This window comes from Campylobacter concisus, assembly GCF_003048775.2.
In the GTDB taxonomy this organism is placed as follows: domain Bacteria; phylum Campylobacterota; class Campylobacteria; order Campylobacterales; family Campylobacteraceae; genus Campylobacter_A; species Campylobacter_A concisus_I.
This window is the reverse complement of the sequence record NZ_CP049272.1, coordinates 1,428,910-1,447,670: the sequence shown is the minus strand read 5'-3', so window position 1 is coordinate 1,447,670 and position 18,761 is coordinate 1,428,910. Positions and strand designations below refer to the sequence as shown.

Here is an 18,761-nt window from a genome sequence, read left to right as displayed (position 1 = left end):
TTTGGTTATAAAAGATATTAAGAGATTTAGTGACACGAGATATAAGGCAAGGGCGTATATTTGTTATTTATTTAGTAGAAATTTGCCAAATAGACTGCCCGGAGTTTGTTTAGAGAACATAAAAGCTGGCTTTGATAAGATCAGCCACGAGATAGAAAATTTTGACGCACTGTATATCTTAGACGAAAATGGCGTGCAGATCGAAGACTCGATCAGCCTAAATGAGAAGTATAAAATTCCAAAGGGCGAAAACCGCGCAAATAAAGCCTACTACTACACTGCAGTGCGTGAGAAAAGATGCGTTTTAAGCGATCCATATCCATCAAGCCTAAATGGAGGTTTATGCGTCACAGCAAGCGTGCCTATCTATAATGAAAAAAATGAGCTTAAATTTATCGCCTGCATCGATATAAGCCTAGAAAATATCCTAAATATGGTCGATAGCGGCTTTGTTGAGGAGCATTTTGGTAGATTTTTAAAGACTATTTATACACTTTTTTGTGCATCGCTTTTTATGATCTGCGCATTTTTGTTTTGGCACGGTGTAAAGAGCTTTATCTCAAAGAGCATCGAGCATATAAATGTCGAAGAAATTTTTGAATCAACTATCATTTTAACGCTAGCCCTCGCCATTTTTGACCTTGTTAAGACGATATTTGAAGAAGAGGTGTTAGGTAAAAATCACGAGGAAAATAGCGTTATTTATAAAACGATGGTGAGATTTATCGGCTCAATTATCATCGCACTTGCAATCGAGGCGCTCATGCTAGTCTTTAAATTTGCTATCACTGCACCTGAAAATATCATAAATGCTATCTATCTAATAGGCGGTGTGGCGATGCTGATGGCGGCACTTAGCTTTTATCTTTTCAGCGTAAAAAGACAAGAGAACAGATGATCGCTATTATTGATTATGGTGCGGGCAATATCAAAAGCGTGATAAATGCTTTTAAATTTCTTGGACATGAGTGCGTTTTAGTAAGTGAGCCTGATAGTTTAAAAGAGTACTCTCACATCGTTTTGCCAGGCGTTGGAGCTTTTGGTGAGGCGATGACAAAGCTAAAAAATAACGGCATGGACGAAGCTGTAAGAGAAGCAGTAAAAAGCGGTAAAGCATTTATTGGTATTTGTCTTGGCATGCAGCTTTTATTTGAAAAAGGTTTTGAATTTGGCGAACATGCTGGGCTTGGACTGATAGCTGGCGAGGTCGTAAAATTTAATGAAACTAATTTCGATAAGCCATTAAAAATACCTCACATTGGCTGGAATGCTTTGGAATTTAAGCAAAATAGCCCATTAAATTTAGGACTAAAAGAGCTTGAGTATTTATATTTTGTACACAGCTATCATGTGGTTTGTGATGATAAATTTGCACTGGCAAAGACAACTTACGGATATGAATTTACAAGTGCGGTTTGGCATGAAAATATCTTTGGCTTTCAGCCTCATCCAGAAAAAAGTCATGAAGCTGGACTTAAAATTTTAGATAATTTTGCGAGGTTATGATGGAAATTTTTCCAGCGATTGATTTAAAAGAGGGACAAGCAGTTAGGCTAAGCAAAGGTCTTATGCAAAGTGCAAAAATTTATAGCAACGAGCCAAGTGAACTTGCTAAGAAATTTGAAGATTATGGCGCAAAATGGCTTCATGTGGTTGATTTGGATGGTGCATTTGCTGGAGAGACGATAAATTTTAAAACAATTGAAAAAATTACAAAGGCTACAAATTTAAGCGTCCAAGTGGGTGGTGGTATAAGAGATGAAGAGCGAATAAAACGCTATTTAGACCTTGGAGTTAGCAGGGTGATCCTTGGCTCAGTTGCCCTTCATGATCCAGAATTTACAGCAAAAATGGCTGAAATTTATAGAGTTGTAGTCGGCATTGACGCAAAAGATGGCTACGTGGCCGTACAAGGTTGGGGTGAGATCTCAAATATAAAAGCAGTTGATCTTGCAAGAAAATTTGCAGATGTCGGCGTGGAGGCTGTGATTTGCACCGATATTAACAAGGATGGAATGCTTGGCGGAGTTAACGTTGAGTTTAGCTTGCAAATAGCTAGAAATAGCAAGCTTGAGACAATAGCAAGTGGTGGCGTGAGTGATATAAATGATATTTTGATGCTAAAAGCTACAAATGAGATTAGTGGCGTAATAGTTGGGAAAGCCTACTATGAGGGGTTGCTTGACCTAAAAGAGGCCTTTAAACTACTTAGATAGCGTTAAAGCTTTTATAAATTTAAATTAGCTAGAATAGGGCAATTTTTACTAAAAGGATATTATGTGAAGATTTTGGTTGTAGATGACAGTTCAACAATGAGAAGAATCATAAAAAATACTTTACAAAGGTTAGGACATCAAGAAATTCTTGAGGCTGAGCACGGTCTTGAGGCTTGGAATATCTTAACTCAAAATGAAGGTATCGAAGTTCTTATAACTGACTGGAATATGCCTGAGATGAATGGCCTTGAGCTTGTTAAAAAGGTAAGAGCAGAGCAAAAGTATGTTGATATGCCTATCATAATGGTAACAACAGAGGGCGGAAAAGCCGAAGTTATAACAGCTTTAAAAGCAGGTGTTAATAACTACATCGTTAAACCTTTTACGCCACAAGTTTTAAAAGAGAAGCTTGAAGACGTTCTTGGTTAATGAAAGATAAATTTTACGAATTAAGCATAAAAACATCAAATTTTTATGATGAAATTTTAGAGCTAGTTTTCTCTTTTGGAGTTACCTGTGTTGAAGAGCTAGATCACGAGATCATCATCAGGGAAGAGTATGATCTAAAAGATATAGCTTGGGGTATTGAAGAGTATGCAAAAGGACTCTCTAGTGTTCGTAAAATTTCAAATGATTTAAAAATTTCTCTTAATTTAAAAGAAAATAAAGACTGGCTAGGCGAATATAAAAAGGCAGTTAAACCTATTTTGGTTGATAAAATTTATATTAGACCTAGCTGGGAAGAGCCACTTAGAGGCGTAACAAATATCATAATCGACCCAGCTCTAGCCTTTGGCTCAGGGCACCATGAAAGCACAAATTCTTGCTTGCAACTTTTACAAAAATATGCAAAAAGTGGCGATACCGCTTTAGATGTGGGATGCGGAAGTGGGATATTAAGTATTGCATTAGCAAAGCTTGGCTGCAAGGTCGATGCCTGCGATACAGACGAGCAGGCCACGCAAAGCTCGCAAAGTAATGCCCAGCTAAATGAGGTTAAATTTAATAGAATTTGGACAGGTTCTATTGCAAATTTAGAGCAAAAATATGATATCGTCGTAGCAAATATTATTGCTGATGTCATTTTTATGCTCTCAAATGACTTGAAAAAATCGCTAAAAAAAGGCGGCTATCTAGTATTGTCTGGAATTTTGAACAAATACGAAGATAGGATTAAAGATACGTTTAAGGATTTGGAGCTAGTTGAGATAAAACAGGCTAATGATTGGGTTAGCTTTGTTTATAAGGAAATGGATGAATAATCAAAATAATAACCAAAATAATGGCGATAATAACGGGTTTTTCAACAAAAATCCCATTTTTATCTTTGCTATTTTTGCAATAGTTATAGTTCTAGCTTTTAGAAGCTTTAGTGGCGACGGACTAGGCGGCTCATTTGGGCTTGGTAGCAACGCTCAAAGCAAGATGATAGCTTATTCTGAATTTAAGGATATGCTAAAAAATAAGCAGCTAAATGAAGTTGCGATATCTGAAACTACGATAAAAGGCGTTGGTAGTGACAAAACCATCTATCTCGCAAAGCGCATAAATGATCCAACGCTCATTGGCATACTTGAGCAAAACGGTATAACTTACAGTGTTTATAGCGAAAATAACTGGTTTGGAGATCTTATATTTTCATGGATCATACCGGTGTTTATATTTTTTGCTATTTGGATGTTTATCGCTAGTCGTATGCAAAAGAATATCGGCGGTGGCATACTAGGCATAGGAAGTGCAAAAAAGCTTATAAATTCTGAAAAACCAAAAGTTAAATTTGACGATGTTGCAGGCGTAGAAGAGGCAAAAGAAGAGGTTCAAGAGATAGTTGATTATCTAAAAAGCCCAGATAAATATCTAAGACTTGGAGCTAAAATTCCAAAAGGTATTTTACTAGTTGGCCCTCCAGGTACTGGTAAAACGCTTCTTGCAAGAGCAGTTGCGGGCGAGGCTAGCGTGCCATTTTTTTCTATGTCGGCATCAAGCTTTATAGAGATGTTTGTCGGTGTTGGCGCAAGTAGGGTTAGAGATCTTTTTGAAAATGCTAAAAAAGAGGCTCCAGCGATCGTTTTTATAGATGAGATCGATGCGATCGGTAAAAGTAGAAATTCTGGTCCGATGGGCGGCAATGACGAGAGAGAGCAGACGCTAAATCAGCTTCTTTCTGAGATGGACGGCTTTGATGCGGACAAGTCGCCAGTCATTGTTATAGCTGCTACAAATAGACCTGAAGTTTTGGATGCTGCGCTTTTAAGGCCAGGTAGATTTGATAGGCAAGTGCTTGTTGATAAGCCTGATTTTAAAGGACGCTGCGACATTTTAAAAGTTCACATGAAAGATGTAAAGATCGGTAAGGATGTAAATATCGAAGATATTGCAAGGCTTACGACTGGTTTAGCTGGTGCTGATCTTGAAAATATCATAAATGAGGCAGCACTTCTTGCAGGACGTAAGTCAAAGACTTTTGTCGAGCAGGCCGATCTTGTGGAGGCCGTTGAGAGATCGATTGCTGGTCTTGAGAAAAAGTCTCGCCGCGTAAATCCAAAAGAAAAAAGGATCGTCACTTATCATGAGTGTGGTCATGCCTTGATAGCTGAGCTAACAAAAGGTGCAAAAAGGGTAACAAAAGTCTCAGTCGTGCCACGTGGTCTTGCGGCACTTGGCTATACTCTAAATACGCCTGAAGAGAATAAATTTATGATGCAAAAGCATGAATTGATAGCAGAAGTAGATGTGCTTTTGGCTGGTAGGGCTGCTGAAGAGGTGTTTATTAAAGAAATTTCAACCGGAGCTAGTAACGACCTAGAGCGTGCGACTGATATCATAAAAGCTATGGTTAGTATGTATGGTATGAGTGATGTTGCTGGTCTTATGGTGCTTGAAAAACAACGTGCTACGTTTTTAAATGGCGGTCAAAGCATCAAAGATTACAGTGATAAGATGGCTGAAAAGGTTGATGAGTTTGTAAAAACACTTCTTCATGAAAGATATACAGCTGTGCTTGGTCTTCTTGAAATTTATAAAGGCGCTATTGAAAATATGGTATCAGCACTTTATGAAGAAGAAACAATCGAAGGAAAAAGAGTTAGAGAGATCATTAAAAACTATGAGATCGAAAATGATCTAGAGAGCAGACTCGTAGAGATAGAAGAAGACGAAAAGAGTAAAAAAGAGGAATAAAAATGAGTGGCTATATCGCGAAAGCAGGATATAAATTTATATTATTTTTTCTAATTTTATTTGTTTTATCTTTGCTGTTTGGGATCTTGCCACTACTTTTTGCTATTTTACTTTTTTTGGGGCTTTATTTTTTTAGAGACCCTGAGAGAGAGCCATTTTCTGATGATAAATTGGCTTTACTATCGCCAATTGATGGCAAGATAAAAGAGATCAGTGCTTCAAATTTTGACAATAATGAAGTAGCTAAGATCGTCATAAAAAAATCTTTTTTTGATGTTGGTACATTAAGGGCTGTAAGTGATGTAAAAGTAGCTGAAATACGCAAAAGACATGGCTTATTTTTGTGTCAAGCTATGAAAATTTCAGAATTTTTAAATGAAAGAGCGATTATTCGCTTTGAAAAAGAGAATATAAAATTTGTTATGAAAATTATAGCTGGAGCTTTCAGTCGAAGTTTAGAAATTTCAAATGTTGCTAGCCTGAAAGCATCTAGAAAATTTGGTTTTTTAGGAAGTGGTGAGGTGATTTTATACCTACCAAGAGATACTAAAATATGTGTAAGCGTCGGAGAAAGCGTAAAGGCTGCTTCACTTTTGGGATATTTTGAAGAGGGAAAAAGAGATGAATAACATACAAAAGATGCAACTAATGTATATCTTGCCAAATTTATTTACAGCAGCTAGTGCTTTTTTGGGTGTTATTAGCATTATTTCATCTATTCAAGGCAACTATTTTAAAGCCATTATTTATATAATCTTATCGCTTATTTTAGATGGACTTGATGGACGCGTGGCTAGACTTACAAAGACAACTAGTAAATTTGGGGTAGAGTTTGATAGCCTTGCAGATCTTGTTGCTTTTGGTGTAGCACCAGCTATTTTATTTTATTTGACTATTGGTAAAAATTTTGGCAGATTTGGGGCACTTATAGCTGCTATGTTTGTAGTTTTTGGAGCTATTAGGCTTGCTCGCTTCAATGTCACTACTGGTACATATGAGCCAAATGTTTTTATCGGGCTTCCTATACCATCAGCAGCTATTGTGAGCGTACTTTGGGTTGGAATTTATATTGACTATACTTTTTTGGAAGGATTTGAGTGGTGCTTGATGCTACTTGAAGCTATTTTGGCAGCTTTAATGGTTAGCAACATCCGCTATCCAAGTTTTAAAAAAATAAATTTAAAACAAACCCATGTGATAAGAATTTTAGTAGCTCTTGTAGTTGCGTTTTCGATACTTTATCTATATCCATTTGAAAGTGCGACTTTGGTTATGAGCATCTATATGCTTTATGGTATAGTAAGAGCCACTATAATGTTTAGTAAAAATTCCAAAAAAAAGGAGAGCGAATGAGCGAAAATGGCGTCATAAAATCACGTAAATTTTTACCAAAAATCGAAATCAAAAACTCTCTACTGCTGCTACTTAGGTAGCAAATTTCTCTTTACTTAACTCATCAAATTTAAAATTTAAATATAAAAAATACAAAAGGACAAAAATGGATAAGAATAAAATTATAATCTTTGATACGACTTTAAGGGATGGTGAGCAAAGCCCTGGCGCATCGATGAATACAGCTGAAAAACTACAGATCGCACTTCAGCTTGAAAGGCTTGGTGTGGATGTTATGGAGGCGGGATTTGCAGCAGCAAGCCCAGGGGATTTTGATGCAGTAAATCAAATAGCAAAGCAAGCCTCAAATATCACGGTTTGCTCTCTTGCACGTGCAGTTGAACGTGATATCAAGGCAGCTGGTGAGGCATTGGCTCCGGCTAAAAATAAGAGAATTCATACATTTATAGCGACAAGCCCAATTCATATGGAGTACAAGTTAAAAATGAGTCCAGATGAAGTAATAAAACGCGCAGTCGAGTCTATAAAATACGCAAAAACCTTTTGCGATGATGTGGAGTTTAGCTGCGAGGACGCTTGTAGAAGTGAAATGAGCTTTTTAAAAGAAATTTGTGACGCTGCCATAAATGCGGGTGCAAAAACTTTAAATATCCCTGATACAGTTGGTTATTTATATCCTGAAGAGATAACTGCTCGCATTAGTGAAATAGTAAAATTTGTAGGCGATAGAGCGATAATCTCTGTGCATAATCACAATGACTTAGGTATGGCTACAGCAAACTCGTTAGCGGCTATAAAAGCTGGTGCAAGGCAGGTCGAAGGCACGATAAATGGCATAGGTGAGCGTGCTGGAAATGCTGCGCTTGAAGAGATCGTGATGGCTATTAAAACTCGCCAAGACGTCTTTGCTCCATTTTATACAGGCATTATCTCAAAAGAAATTTATCCAACTTCAAGACTGATTGCTAGTATTATAGGCATTGAGCCTCAACCAAACAAAGCTATCGTTGGTAAAAACGCATTTGCTCATGAGAGTGGCATACATCAAGACGGCGTGCTAAAACACAAAGAGACCTATGAGATAATTAGTGCCGAGAGTATAGGCCTTGAGAAAAATTCCCTTGTTTTAGGTAAGCATAGCGGTCGACATGCTTTTAAAGATAAGCTTGCTAGCCTTGGATTTGACCTTGATAGCGATGCTCTTAATAAGGCATTTGAAAAATTTAAAGAGCTAGCTGATAAGAAAAAAGAGATATTTGATGACGATATTAGGGCTCTTGTAGCTGAAGAGATTACAAAAATTCCACAAGCTTATGAGATCACGGCTCTTCTTCAAAGTAGCGGCGGAAGCCTTGCGAGTGCTTCAATTAGCATAAAACACAATGATGAGATTATCAGCGACTCAGCCCTAGGAAATGGTACTGCTGATGCGATATTTAAGGTAGTTGATCGCATTAGTGGCATTAGTGGCACGCTAAAAGACTATAAAGTGGCATCCGTTTCTCAAGGTAAGGACGCACTTGCAAAGGTTGATGTAAAGGTCGAGTTTGAGGGCAAAACGGCTGTAATAGGCCATGGACTTGACATAGATACTATGATGGCAAGCGCAAAAGCCTATGTTGGCGCACTAAATAGCTACCTTCGCATACATAAAAACTAAAATTTTAGCCGGCTGTTAAAATTGCAGCTGGCTACTTTAAATTTAATCCGAAAACTATATAAATTTTTAAAATTCAAAGTCTCTATTTAAAAAAATAGATTTTACTATCTTTACAAATTTTAAAATCTTTACTCACTCGCCTTAGTAACTTACTAATTTTAGGGCTCATAAATATTCGCCACTAAATTTAGAGCCGAAATTACTCGCTCATAAATTTTAAAATTTGATAGATTCTCATCTTGGATTGTTAAATTCGTATTTTGTAGAGCTAGCTATTAAATTTATATCCAAAAAATGCCAGCTTTAATTTGAAATTTTGCTCGGATAATAAATGTTTGACTTACTGCCCAACTATCTTTTTAACAGCCAGTGAAGCTAAATTTAGTCCAAAGCAAGCAGTCACGCCCATGAAGCTTCCAAGCGGCTTGCAAAGTGGCTCTTCTATCGAAAAGACCACGTCAAATTTACCGCTAAAGCCTGATTTTTTGAGTTCATATCTATATTTTCTAGCTAGTGGATCGACCGAGGTTTTCCACACGCTAGCCACCTTTATCTTAGTTGGATCGATCCTTTTTGCACCGCCCATCGAGGCTATAAATTTGCTAGGATCTACCGCATTTGCAAGGGCGATCTTGGCGGTAATATCATCGATCGCATCGATCACCACGTCAAATTTACTAAAGTCAAAACCAGCAATAAATTCTGGCGTGATCAGCGTCTGAATAGGCGTGATACAAGGATAAATTTTGGCAAATTCCTCCACCTTTATGCCGCCCACGTTTTCGCTGTAAATTTGGCGATTTTGATTTGTCACGTCAAAGATGTCTTTATCGATTAAAGTGATGTGCCCAACCCCGCTTCTAGCAAGCACATCCACACACATTCCGCCCACACCACCAGCTCCGCAAACTAGCACTTTCGCACTTTGAAGTTTGCTAAAACCATCCTCGCCAAAGAGCCATCTTATCCTTGTAAATCTATCATTTTGCATCAAATTTCCCCTTTAGACTCTCCAGACTCTCGTATGAAGTCATATTTAGTTTTATGGGCGTTATCGTCGCAAAGCCCTCATTTACCTTGCTGATGTCACTTGGCTCGCCTTTTTCGTATTCAAGTGCAGCGTTTCCAAGCCAGTAGTACTCGATGCCTCTTGGGTTGCGATTAAGCGTGGCATGCGTGGCGTAGGTGCGTCTGCCAGCTGGCACTACGGCATAACCTTTGAAATTTTTACTTGTTACGGCTGGGATATTTACATTTAGAAATTCTCTTTGATTTAGCGAAATTTCATCATTTAGCACTTTTGGCACGATAAATTTAACGATCTCTTTTGCTAGCTCAAAGCCAAGTTCATTTAGTGAGTTGTTTGCATAAAACTGCGAAAAAGCGATACTTCTAATGCCTTGCAAAACCCCTTCCATTGCCGCTCCACACGTACCAGAGTAGGTTATATCTTCGCCCAAATTTGCTCCGTGATTTATACCACTTATCACTAGGTCTGGCTTTTTGTTATAAAGTGCGTGAAGTGCGAGATAGACGCAGTCGCTAGGTGTAGCGTCATCGAGTTTAAAAAAGTTATCATCAAGTTTTATAAATCTAAGTGGCCTTGTGAGCGTCAAAGAGTGAGCGCAGGCTGATTTTTCAGAGCTTGGAGCTACGATCGTGACGTTCACACCATCTAGCTCGCTTAAAGCTTCTTTTAAGGCAAGTAGGCCAGTCGCCTCAAATCCATCGTCATTTGTTATCAAAATTTCTTTCAAATTTTATCCTTTAAAGGGTTGGATTTTATCACAGCTTTCTTAAAATTTTAAAGAATTTTTGCGTATAATGCCCCCAAAAAAAGACCTGATGAAAGTGTGTAAATGAAAATTTTAGTCTCCGCTCTTGAGCCATCGGCAAATTTGCATTTAAAAGAAATTTTGAAAAATTTTGATGGCAAATTTGAGCTAATGGGAATTTTTAGCGAAGAGCTTGGCACGCCATATATGAAAAGCAGTGAGTTTTCTGCGATGGGCTTTGTCGAGGTTTTGCCACTCATTTTTAAGGCAAAAAAGGCGATGAAAGTGATGAGCCAGATGGCAAAAGAGGCTGATGCAGTGCTGCTAATAGATAGTCCAGCCTTTAACTTGCCGCTCGCAAAGGCGATCAAAGAGTCTGGTGCAAAAGCAGCTGTGACATACTACATCTTGCCTCAAGTTTGGGCGTGGAAGCCAAAAAGAGTAAGCGTGGTTGAGAGGTATTGTGACAACCTGGCTTCGATCTTGCCATTTGATGCGAAATTTTACAGCCGATCAACCTACGTGGGACATCCTTTGATGGATGAGATAAGACTTAAAAAAGCTAGTCTAAGCAGTAGCGGCAAAGTGGCGTTTTTGCCAGGCTCAAGAAGGTCAGAGATTTCAAGACTTATGCCAGTCTATAGAGAGCTTGCTAAAAAGATAGAAGCAAAAAGGCTACTTGTTGTGCCACCATTTTTACTTGATAAAGTGGGTGAAATTTATGGTGACGTGAGCGATTTTGAGCTCATCTCAAACACGCCTGAAGCCTTGTATGAGAGCGACTTTGCCTTTATTTGCTCAGGCACGGCTACGCTTGAAGCGGCACTTATTGGCACGCCATTTGTGCTAGCATATAAGGCAAAAGCGATAGATGTTTTCATCGCTAGAAAATTTGTAAAGATCAAGCACGCTGGACTTGCAAATATAATGTTTGATTTCATGGGCAAAGAGCCGCTTCATGAGGAGTTTATCCAAGAGTTTGCAACGGCTGAAAATTTGCTAAGAGCTTATGAGAGCTGCGATAGGCAGAAATTTTTAAAAGGCTGTGACGAATTGAGAGAGTATTTGTCGCATGGCAGCAGTAAAAATGTAGTAAAAATTTTAAAAAATATGGAGTAAAAAATGAGTGAACCAATGACAATGCATGGATATGAAAAGATAGAAGCTGAGCTAAAAGATTTAAGGCTGGTGCAACGTCCTCAAATCGTAACTGAGATAGATATCGCAAGAAGCCACGGTGATCTAAAAGAAAACGCCGAGTATCACGCTGCAAAAGAAAAGCAAGCCTTTATAGACGCTAGGATCGCTGAGCTTAGCGCACTTTTAGCAAATGCCGAAGTGATTGATCCAAGTAGCTATGAGCATGATAGAGTTAGATTTGGCTCAAGTGTGACGATAATGGACGAGGAAACCGAAATAGAGCATACATATACGATAGTTGGCATTAGCGAAAGCGACATCGATAAAGGCTATATCTCGATAAACTCACCTCTTGCAAAGCAACTTTTGGGCAAGGCTGAGGGAGATGAAGTTGTGCTAAATTTACCAAAAGGCAGAAGCGACGTTGAGATCGTAAAAATTTGCTACAAGCCTATAAAATTTGACTAAAAAGATGGGACAAAGAGCTAGAAACTACTTTTTGGCTCTGCTAATTTTTAATTAAGGCAAAATTTGAGCGAATATCTATATGCCCCCATTATAAAAGAAGGCGCGATCTTTTTAGCTGATGCCCATGAAAACGTAAACCGCGATGGCTTTTTAAAATTTTTAAGAGCTGTTAATAGTGGCGAGATCAAAGAGCCACCACAAATTTTTTTATTAGGCGATATGTTTGACTTTCTAACGGGCGAGGGCGAATATACAAGAGAATTTTACTCTGAGCACTTAAGCCTTATAAATAAAATTTCACAAAAGGTAGAAATTGTTTACTTCGAGGGCAACCACGATTTTAGACTTTCAAATTTATTTAATAAAACAAGAGAAATTTGGGATGGGCACGAGATGCTGCGCTATAAAAGCGTTAGGGTTTATGATATTTACGATCAGCCAGCAAATTTCAAAACGATCAATGAAGAACGCGTTCAGATCGCACATGGTGATATATTTTTACCTTTTATAGATAAATATGCACTTAGATTTTTGCGCCTTAGATGGTTTTTAAAATTTATGAATGCTTTGGATAAATTTTTAAATTTTAAAATATCAAAAGCGATATTAGCCAGACTTACTAAGAAAAATTTGGACTATAAAATTCCTAATTTTAAGGAGCTAATGAGCAAGCATTTGCAAGGATATGAGGCTAATATCGTGATAGAAGGACACTATCATCAAGGCGAGCAATTTAACATTTACGATAAGTTTTATATAAATTTACCTTGTTTTGCATGTGAGCAAAGTTATTTTGTTGTAGAATACGCCCAGCAAAAATTAAATTTGCTCAAAATGAGTTTGAAAGGACATTGATGTTTGGAGATAACGTACTAAAAACGGACTCAAACGAGATGGAACTTGTTGATTTTCGTATCTTTAAAAAGACCGAAAACAAAGTATATGAAGGAATATACGGAGTCAATGTCGCAAAGGTGCGGGAGATCATTAAGATGCCAAATCTTACAGAGCTTCCAGGCGTTCCTGAGTATATCGAGGGAATTTTTGATTTAAGGGGCGTGGTGATCCCTGTCATAAATTTGGCAAGATGGATGAATATTATCGAGCCAACCGAAGGCGTAGTTATAAAGCCACGTGTTATTATTGCTGAGTTTAGTGGTATTTTGATCGGTTTTATCGTCCATGAGGCAAAAAGGATCAGGCGTATAAGCTGGAAAGATATCGAGCCAGCAAATTTTGCTTCAGGTTCTGGCGCTTTAGACAAAGGCAAAATAACAGGCGTGACAAGAATAGAAAATGATGAAGTTTTACTTATCCTTGATCTTGAAAGCATAGTAGAAGAGCTTGGAATTTACTCACCAAAGATCGAATTTGATGTAACAGACGATCAAAAATTAAAAGGTGCTGCTTTAGTTTTAGATGATAGCTCGACTGCTAGAAAACTAGTAAAAGATGCACTTGAGAAGATGGGACTTAGTGTAGTCGAGGCTAAAAATGGCGTTGAGGGCTTGGAGAGAATGGAAGAGCTTTATCAAAGATACGGAGATAACTTATCAAGAGAGCTTAGAGTTATCTTAAGTGATATCGAAATGCCACAGATGGATGGCTACCGCTTTGCTTCAACTCTTAAAAACGATGAAAGATTTAAAGAAGTTCCAATAGTATTTAACTCCTCATTGAGTAATGATTTTAGCGAAATCAAGAGCAAAGAAGCTGGTGGTGCTGCGTATCTTACAAAATTTGATGCAAGCATATTTTATCAAGAAGTGCTAAAAGTTATTGAAGCACATTCTAAATCTGCAAAATGAGGTGAAACATGGATGATATGAAAGAAATAATGGAAGACTTTTTAATAGAGGCTTTCGAACTTATTGAGCAGATAGATCACGACCTTGTTGAGCTTGAGTCAAACCCTGAAGATTTGGAATTATTAAATAGAATTTTCCGCGTTGCTCACACAGTAAAAGGTAGTTCAAGCTTTTTAAATTTTGATGTTTTAACAGAGCTTACTCACCATATGGAGGATGTTTTAAATAAAGCCAGAAAAGGCGAGCTAAAGATCACTCCAGACATTATGGACGTAGTTCTTGAGTCAGTCGATATGATGAAAGGCTTGTTAAGTAGCATTAGAGATCATGGAAATGATACAGCTGCTGGCATTGATATTAAAAACATTTGCGCAAGACTTACTCAAATTTCTGAAGGTGAGGCTCCAGCAGCAGCTCCTGAAGCTCCTGCCACGTCAGTAGCTGAGCCAGCACCAGAGCTGGCAAAAGAGCCAGAGCCAACCGCGCCTGCCGAAGAAGCGCCAGAGATAAGTGATGCTGAACTTTCAAAATTAAGCGATTCAGAAGTTGAAGCAGAGATAGAAAGACTCTTAAAAGTTAGAAAGGCTGAGGATCAAGCAAGGCGTGCTTCAAAAGGTATAGCTCCAAAATCTCCTAGTGAGATAGCTCCGGCTGCAAGTAGTACTTCAGCTCCAGCTGCAAAAGCAGAGAGTAAAGAAAAGGATGGAGATAAAAAGGTCCCAGCAGCAAGTAGTGGTGCAGTAGCGCAGGAACAAACTATACGCGTTGAAGTAAAAAGGCTTGATCACTTAATGAATCTAATTGGTGAGCTTGTTCTTGGTAAAAACCGCTTATTAAAAATTTATGATGACGTGGAAGAGAGATATGAGGGTGAGAAATTTCTTGAAGAGTTAAATCAAGTAGTCTCAAGCCTAAGTCTAGTTACGACTGATATTCAGCTTGCTGTTATGAAAACAAGAATGCTTCCAATAGCAAAAGTCTTTAATAAATTCCCACGTATGATACGCGATCTTAGCCGCGATCTTGGTAAGCAAATCGATCTTGAAATTTCAGGTGAAGAGACTGAGCTTGATAAGTCAATCGTAGAAGAGATCGGCGATCCACTAGTTCACATCATCAGAAATTCATGCGATCACGGCATTGAGGATCCTGAGACAAGAAAGGCAGCAGGTAAGCCAGAAAAAGGCCTTGTTCAGCTAAAAGCTTATAATGAAGGCAATCATATCGTTGTTGAGATAGTTGATGATGGTAAGGGTCTAGATGCAGATATGCTTAAATCTAAATCGATAGAAAAAGGCATCATCACTGAACGCGAAGCTGATGCGATGAGTGAAAAAGAGGCATTTGGACTTATCTTTAGACCAGGATTTTCAACTGCAGCAAAAGTTACAAACGTATCTGGCCGCGGTGTTGGTATGGACGTTGTCAAGACAAATATCGAAAAACTAAATGGTATCATTGATATTGAAAGTGAAGTTGGAAAAGGCACAGTTATGAAGCTTAAAATTCCACTCACGCTTGCGATTATTCAGTCGCTACTTGTTGGAACGCAAGAAGAATTTTACGCTATTCCACTTGCTAGTGTTCTTGAAACTGTTCGCGTGCCGATTGATGATATCTATACTATCGATGGCAAAAATGTACTAAGGCTAAGAGATGAAGTCTTATCTCTTGTTAGACTTTCTGACGTATTTGGTGTTGAAAAGGCATTTGATGGCGGAGATCAAACTTATGTCGTAATAATCGGTGTTGCTGAAGCAAAACTAGGCATTATCGTCGATACTTTGGTTGGACAAGAAGAGATTGTTATTAAATCAATGGGTGATTATTTACAAAATATCCCAGGTATTGCTGGTGCGACTATTAGAGGTGATGGCCGTGTAACATTGATTATTGACGTTGGTGCTATGATGGAGATGGCAAAAGATATCAAGGTAGACATTAGAGCCGAAATAGAAGATAGCACAAAAGCAAAGGAAAAACCAAGTGATTATAAAGTCTTGATAGTTGATGACTCAAAAATGGATAGAACTATCATGCAAAAAGCGCTTGAACCAACTGGGGTAACAATAATAGAAGCTACAAATGGTGTTGAGGCATTAAATATCGTAAAATCTGGAGAGCACTCCTTTGATGCGATCTTGATAGATATTGAGATGCCAAGAATGGATGGATATACACTGGCTGGCGAAATTAGAAAATACTCTAAGTATAGAAATTTACCACTTATTGCTGTTACATCAAGGACGTCAAAAACAGATAGATTGCGTGGCGTAGAAGTTGGAATGACTGAGTATATTACAAAACCATATTCAGCCGAGTACTTAGAAAATGTCGTTAGAAAGAATATAAAATTAGCTTAGGGGTAAGGGATGAACAATAAACTAAATCAAGTTTTAAGCAAACAAAAGCAGCAAATGAATGGTCCTGAGTTAAAAAATAATGAGGATATAGTTCAGCTAGTAGGATTTGTTGTCGGCGAGGAAGAGTACGCAATACCTATTTTAAATATCCAAGAGATAATCAAACCTATTGAATATACACGTGTTCCTAGTGTACCTGATTATGTTCTTGGCGTGTTTAACCTACGTGGAAATGTTATTCCGCTTATTGATTTGCGTAAGCGTTTTTCACTAAATGTCACAAAACAAAGCCCAAGCACAAGATATATCGTTATGAAAGATGCGGATAATATCGCTGGCTTTGTGATAGACCGCTTGACGGAGGCTATCAGAATAGACCGTAACAGGATCGATCCGCCACCAGAGACTTTAGTAAAAGACAAAGGCATGATTTATGGTATCGGAAAGCGTGACCAAAATATTCTTACGATCTTGAAGGTAGAAAGCCTTTTAAAACGTGATTTTTAGGGCATAGCTTGATAAAACTTTGTGTTTTTGACTTTGACTCTACAATAATGGACGGCGAGACGATAGATATTCTCGCCGCCGCTAATAATGCTAGTGAAGAAGTAGCTAATATAACTAAGCGTTCAATGAACGGTGAGCTTGATTTTTTTGAAAGTCTTACAAAAAGAGTAAAATTTTTAAAAGGATTGCCGCTTTTAAAAGTAAATGAAATTTGCAAAAATTTACCCATAATGCCAGGAGCTGGTGAGCTAATAGAAGCTTTAAAGCAAAAGGGTATCAAAGTCGTGGTTTTTAGCGGTGGATTTCACAATGCAACCGATGTAATGCAAAAAAAACTTAATTTTGATGCAAATTTTGCAAATATCTTGCATCATAAAGATGGAATTTTAAGTGGCGAAGTTGGCGGAGAGATGATGTTTGGTAGTTCAAAGGGAGATATGATTGACCGCTTGTGTGGACTATTAAATTTAGGCAAGGACGAGATAATGTGTGTTGGGGATGGGGCCAATGACATATCGATGTTTAGAAAGTGCGACCTTAGCATTGCATTTTGTGCAAAAGATATCTTAAAAAAAGAAGCGACACATTGTGTTGATGTTAAAGACTTGCGTGAAATTTTAAAATTTATAAGGTAGAAATTAATGTATGACAACGAAGCTAAATTCTCTCTTTGGTGTGATTTTATAGAGAGAAATTTTTTACAAAGCGAATTTAACTCTTTATTGGAAAATAATATTATAAACGGTGCTACAAGCAACCCAGCTATTTTTAAAACAGCGTTTGCTTCACCTGCTTATAAAAAGATCATAGAAACTAGCAATAAACGCCATCCAAAAGATCTTTATGAAATTTTGGCTACTCAAGATATAAAAATCGCAGCATGTAAAATGTTAAGAAATTATGCAAACGGCGATGATGGCTTTGTAAGCATTGAGGTTGATCCAAATTTAAGTGACGATACAGCCGCAACGATAGAGGAAGGTATCAGACTTTATAATCTAATATCAATGCCAAATGTTATGATAAAAATTCCAGCTACAAAAGATGGTTATGAGGCGATGAGCGCGCTTATGGCAAGGGGAATTAGTGTAAATGCTACGCTTATATTCTCACCAGATCAGGCTAAAAACTGCCTTGAAGCATTTAAAGAAGGTAGTAAGGCTTATGCAAGCCGCTTTATGGATACTACTATGCCAAAAGGTGTGATAAGTGTTTTTGTAAGTAGATTTGATAGAAAGCTTGATGAGGTTATGGCTGCAAAGAGCTTGCCAACTGGACAAGTCGGCATAATGAATGCTGCGAATATATACCACCTGATTGAAGATTTTGGACTAGAAAATGTAAGAACACTTTTTGCAAGTACAGGTGTAAAAGGTGGCGGTTTAAGAGGGGATTATTACGTTAGAGAGCTAATGTATAAAAATTCTATAAATACAGCACCATTAGAGACGATAAAAGAATTTATAAAAGAAAAAGCAGAGGCAAAAAATGTGCCTAGTAAAGAAAATATCTCAAGCTTTTTCCAGATTATAAAAAATAATGAGATAGATATAAATGTCATTTATAAAGATTTATTAAGCGACGGTTTAAAGCAGTTTGTATCAGCATTTGATGATATTATGAAATCACTTTAGACAAAGAAGTCCAAGCTAATACACAAACAATAAAAGTGATCATTCTTAAATAAGCTTTATGTGAAATTTATAAAGCATTGGATAAAATCAGCACCTATTTTTTTATGAAAGGAAAACGATGTTAGAAGGAATCGTTAGAGAGAGTATCGGTAAGAAGTCTGCAAAGGCTTTGAGAAGAGATGGTTATCTAATCGCCAACATTTATGGCAAGGGATTAGAGAATGTTGCAGCTGCTTTTAAAGTAAATGACTTTATTAAAGAAGCACGCAAAAAAGAGAGCCTTGCTTTTGATGTAAAAGTAGGCGGAAAAGTTTATAATGTCGTTATTGTTGATTACCAAAGAGATGTTGTTACAAGTGATCTTAAACACGTAGATCTAAAAGTAGCACTTCCAGGCGTTTTATCAAAATATATGATCCCAGTTAAGCCAGTTGGAACACCTATTGGTCTTAAAAATAAGGGCGTTTTGATCCAATCAAAAAGACGTCTTTGCGTAAAATGCACAGCTGAAAATTTACCAAATTCATTTTACGTTGATGTAAGCAAACTTGACATTGATGATACGATTTTGGTTCGTGATATCACAGCTCCTAAGGGCGTTACTATTGTAGACGCTGACCGTGTTGCGGTACTTGGAGTTATTAAAGCTAAATAAAA

The 18,761-nt window shown here is 37.7% G+C and carries 20 protein-coding genes; 18 read left to right on the top strand and 2 right to left on the bottom strand.

Annotated elements, in window-relative coordinates:
• Window position 1 precedes the first annotated feature (1 nt).
• The 9 genes from CVT17_RS07225 (at window position 2) to CVT17_RS07185 (ending at window position 8,409) form a co-directional block, all read left to right on the top strand.
• Entirely contained in the window at window positions 2-898 is an 897-nt protein-coding gene (locus CVT17_RS07225; RefSeq protein ID WP_103560684.1) for a PDC sensor domain-containing protein, read from the top strand.
• On the top strand, window positions 895-1,506 hold the full coding sequence (gene hisH / locus CVT17_RS07220; RefSeq protein WP_107770758.1) for an imidazole glycerol phosphate synthase subunit HisH: 612 nt from the start codon (window positions 895-897) through the stop codon (window positions 1,504-1,506). Before CVT17_RS07225 ends, hisH begins: the two co-directional genes overlap by 4 nt.
• On the top strand, window positions 1,506-2,216 hold the full coding sequence (gene hisA / locus CVT17_RS07215) for a 1-(5-phosphoribosyl)-5-[(5-phosphoribosylamino)methylideneamino]imidazole-4-carboxamide isomerase (protein ID WP_107770757.1): 711 nt from the start codon (window positions 1,506-1,508) through the stop codon (window positions 2,214-2,216). Before hisH ends, hisA begins: the two co-directional genes overlap by 1 nt.
• A gap of 63 nt (window positions 2,217-2,279) precedes the next feature.
• The gene (locus CVT17_RS07210; protein WP_002939933.1) at window positions 2,280-2,645 is read left to right on the top strand and encodes a chemotaxis response regulator CheY; all 366 of its coding nucleotides are present in this window, start codon (window positions 2,280-2,282) and stop codon (window positions 2,643-2,645) included.
• Window positions 2,645-3,478 (top strand): 50S ribosomal protein L11 methyltransferase, encoded by an 834-nt coding sequence (locus CVT17_RS07205; RefSeq protein ID WP_107858518.1) that lies wholly within the window; start codon window positions 2,645-2,647, stop codon window positions 3,476-3,478. Before CVT17_RS07210 ends, CVT17_RS07205 begins: the two co-directional genes overlap by 1 nt.
• On the top strand, window positions 3,471-5,396 hold the full coding sequence (ftsH, locus tag CVT17_RS07200) for an ATP-dependent zinc metalloprotease FtsH (RefSeq protein ID WP_107770755.1): 1,926 nt from the start codon (window positions 3,471-3,473) through the stop codon (window positions 5,394-5,396). Before CVT17_RS07205 ends, ftsH begins: the two co-directional genes overlap by 8 nt.
• 2 nt (window positions 5,397-5,398) lie before the next feature.
• Window positions 5,399-6,025, top strand: coding sequence for a phosphatidylserine decarboxylase (locus tag CVT17_RS07195; RefSeq protein ID WP_107770754.1), 627 nt, complete (start codon window positions 5,399-5,401; stop codon window positions 6,023-6,025).
• A complete protein-coding gene (gene pssA, locus CVT17_RS07190; RefSeq protein ID WP_107858517.1) occupies window positions 6,018-6,749 on the top strand; it encodes a CDP-diacylglycerol--serine O-phosphatidyltransferase in 732 nt (243 codons plus the stop codon). Before CVT17_RS07195 ends, pssA begins: the two co-directional genes overlap by 8 nt.
• 145 nt (window positions 6,750-6,894) lie before the next feature.
• Window positions 6,895-8,409, top strand: a complete 1,515-nt coding sequence (locus CVT17_RS07185; RefSeq protein ID WP_084109476.1) for a 2-isopropylmalate synthase — start codon at window positions 6,895-6,897, stop codon at window positions 8,407-8,409.
• A gap of 340 nt (window positions 8,410-8,749) precedes the next feature.
• Here the strand turns inward: CVT17_RS07185 and CVT17_RS07180 are convergent, their stop codons facing one another.
• Together CVT17_RS07180 and surE are read right to left on the bottom strand one after the other, a co-directional pair.
• The gene (locus CVT17_RS07180; RefSeq protein WP_107858516.1) at window positions 8,750-9,400 is read right to left on the bottom strand and encodes a tRNA threonylcarbamoyladenosine dehydratase; all 651 of its coding nucleotides are present in this window, start codon (window positions 9,398-9,400) and stop codon (window positions 8,750-8,752) included.
• Window positions 9,390-10,166 (bottom strand): 5'/3'-nucleotidase SurE, encoded by a 777-nt coding sequence (surE, locus tag CVT17_RS07175; protein WP_107858515.1) that lies wholly within the window; start codon window positions 10,164-10,166, stop codon window positions 9,390-9,392. Before surE ends, CVT17_RS07180 begins: the two co-directional genes overlap by 11 nt.
• 102 nt (window positions 10,167-10,268) lie before the next feature.
• Between surE and lpxB the strand changes: the two genes are divergently transcribed.
• The 9 genes from lpxB (at window position 10,269) to CVT17_RS07130 (ending at window position 18,759) form a co-directional block, all read left to right on the top strand.
• A complete protein-coding gene (gene lpxB / locus CVT17_RS07170; protein ID WP_103599820.1) occupies window positions 10,269-11,303 on the top strand; it encodes a lipid-A-disaccharide synthase in 1,035 nt (344 codons plus the stop codon).
• Window positions 11,304-11,306: 3 nt separating this feature from the next.
• Window positions 11,307-11,792 carry a transcription elongation factor GreA gene (gene greA, locus CVT17_RS07165; protein WP_072594430.1) on the top strand — a complete coding sequence of 162 codons (486 nt, stop codon included), beginning with the start codon at window positions 11,307-11,309 and terminating at the stop codon, window positions 11,790-11,792.
• A 63-nt stretch (window positions 11,793-11,855) separates the two neighbouring features.
• Window positions 11,856-12,647 carry a UDP-2,3-diacylglucosamine diphosphatase gene (locus tag CVT17_RS07160; RefSeq protein ID WP_084109472.1) on the top strand — a complete coding sequence of 264 codons (792 nt, stop codon included), beginning with the start codon at window positions 11,856-11,858 and terminating at the stop codon, window positions 12,645-12,647.
• The gene (locus tag CVT17_RS07155; protein WP_021091802.1) at window positions 12,647-13,600 is read left to right on the top strand and encodes a chemotaxis protein; all 954 of its coding nucleotides are present in this window, start codon (window positions 12,647-12,649) and stop codon (window positions 13,598-13,600) included. Before CVT17_RS07160 ends, CVT17_RS07155 begins: the two co-directional genes overlap by 1 nt.
• Before the next feature lie 8 nt (window positions 13,601-13,608).
• Window positions 13,609-15,963 (top strand): hybrid sensor histidine kinase/response regulator, encoded by a 2,355-nt coding sequence (locus tag CVT17_RS07150; protein ID WP_107770750.1) that lies wholly within the window; start codon window positions 13,609-13,611, stop codon window positions 15,961-15,963.
• A gap of 9 nt (window positions 15,964-15,972) precedes the next feature.
• Entirely contained in the window at window positions 15,973-16,470 is a 498-nt protein-coding gene (locus CVT17_RS07145; protein ID WP_072594427.1) for a chemotaxis protein CheW, read from the top strand.
• 8 nt (window positions 16,471-16,478) lie between these two features.
• Window positions 16,479-17,105 (top strand): phosphoserine phosphatase SerB, encoded by a 627-nt coding sequence (serB, locus tag CVT17_RS07140; protein WP_085658146.1) that lies wholly within the window; start codon window positions 16,479-16,481, stop codon window positions 17,103-17,105.
• A gap of 6 nt (window positions 17,106-17,111) precedes the next feature.
• A complete protein-coding gene (locus CVT17_RS07135; RefSeq protein WP_107858514.1) occupies window positions 17,112-18,104 on the top strand; it encodes a transaldolase in 993 nt (330 codons plus the stop codon).
• A 118-nt stretch (window positions 18,105-18,222) separates the two neighbouring features.
• Complete coding sequence (locus CVT17_RS07130; RefSeq protein WP_107858513.1) at window positions 18,223-18,759, top strand: 50S ribosomal protein L25/general stress protein Ctc; 537 nt, start codon at window positions 18,223-18,225, stop codon at window positions 18,757-18,759.
• The last annotated feature ends 2 nt before the right edge of the window (window positions 18,760-18,761 follow it).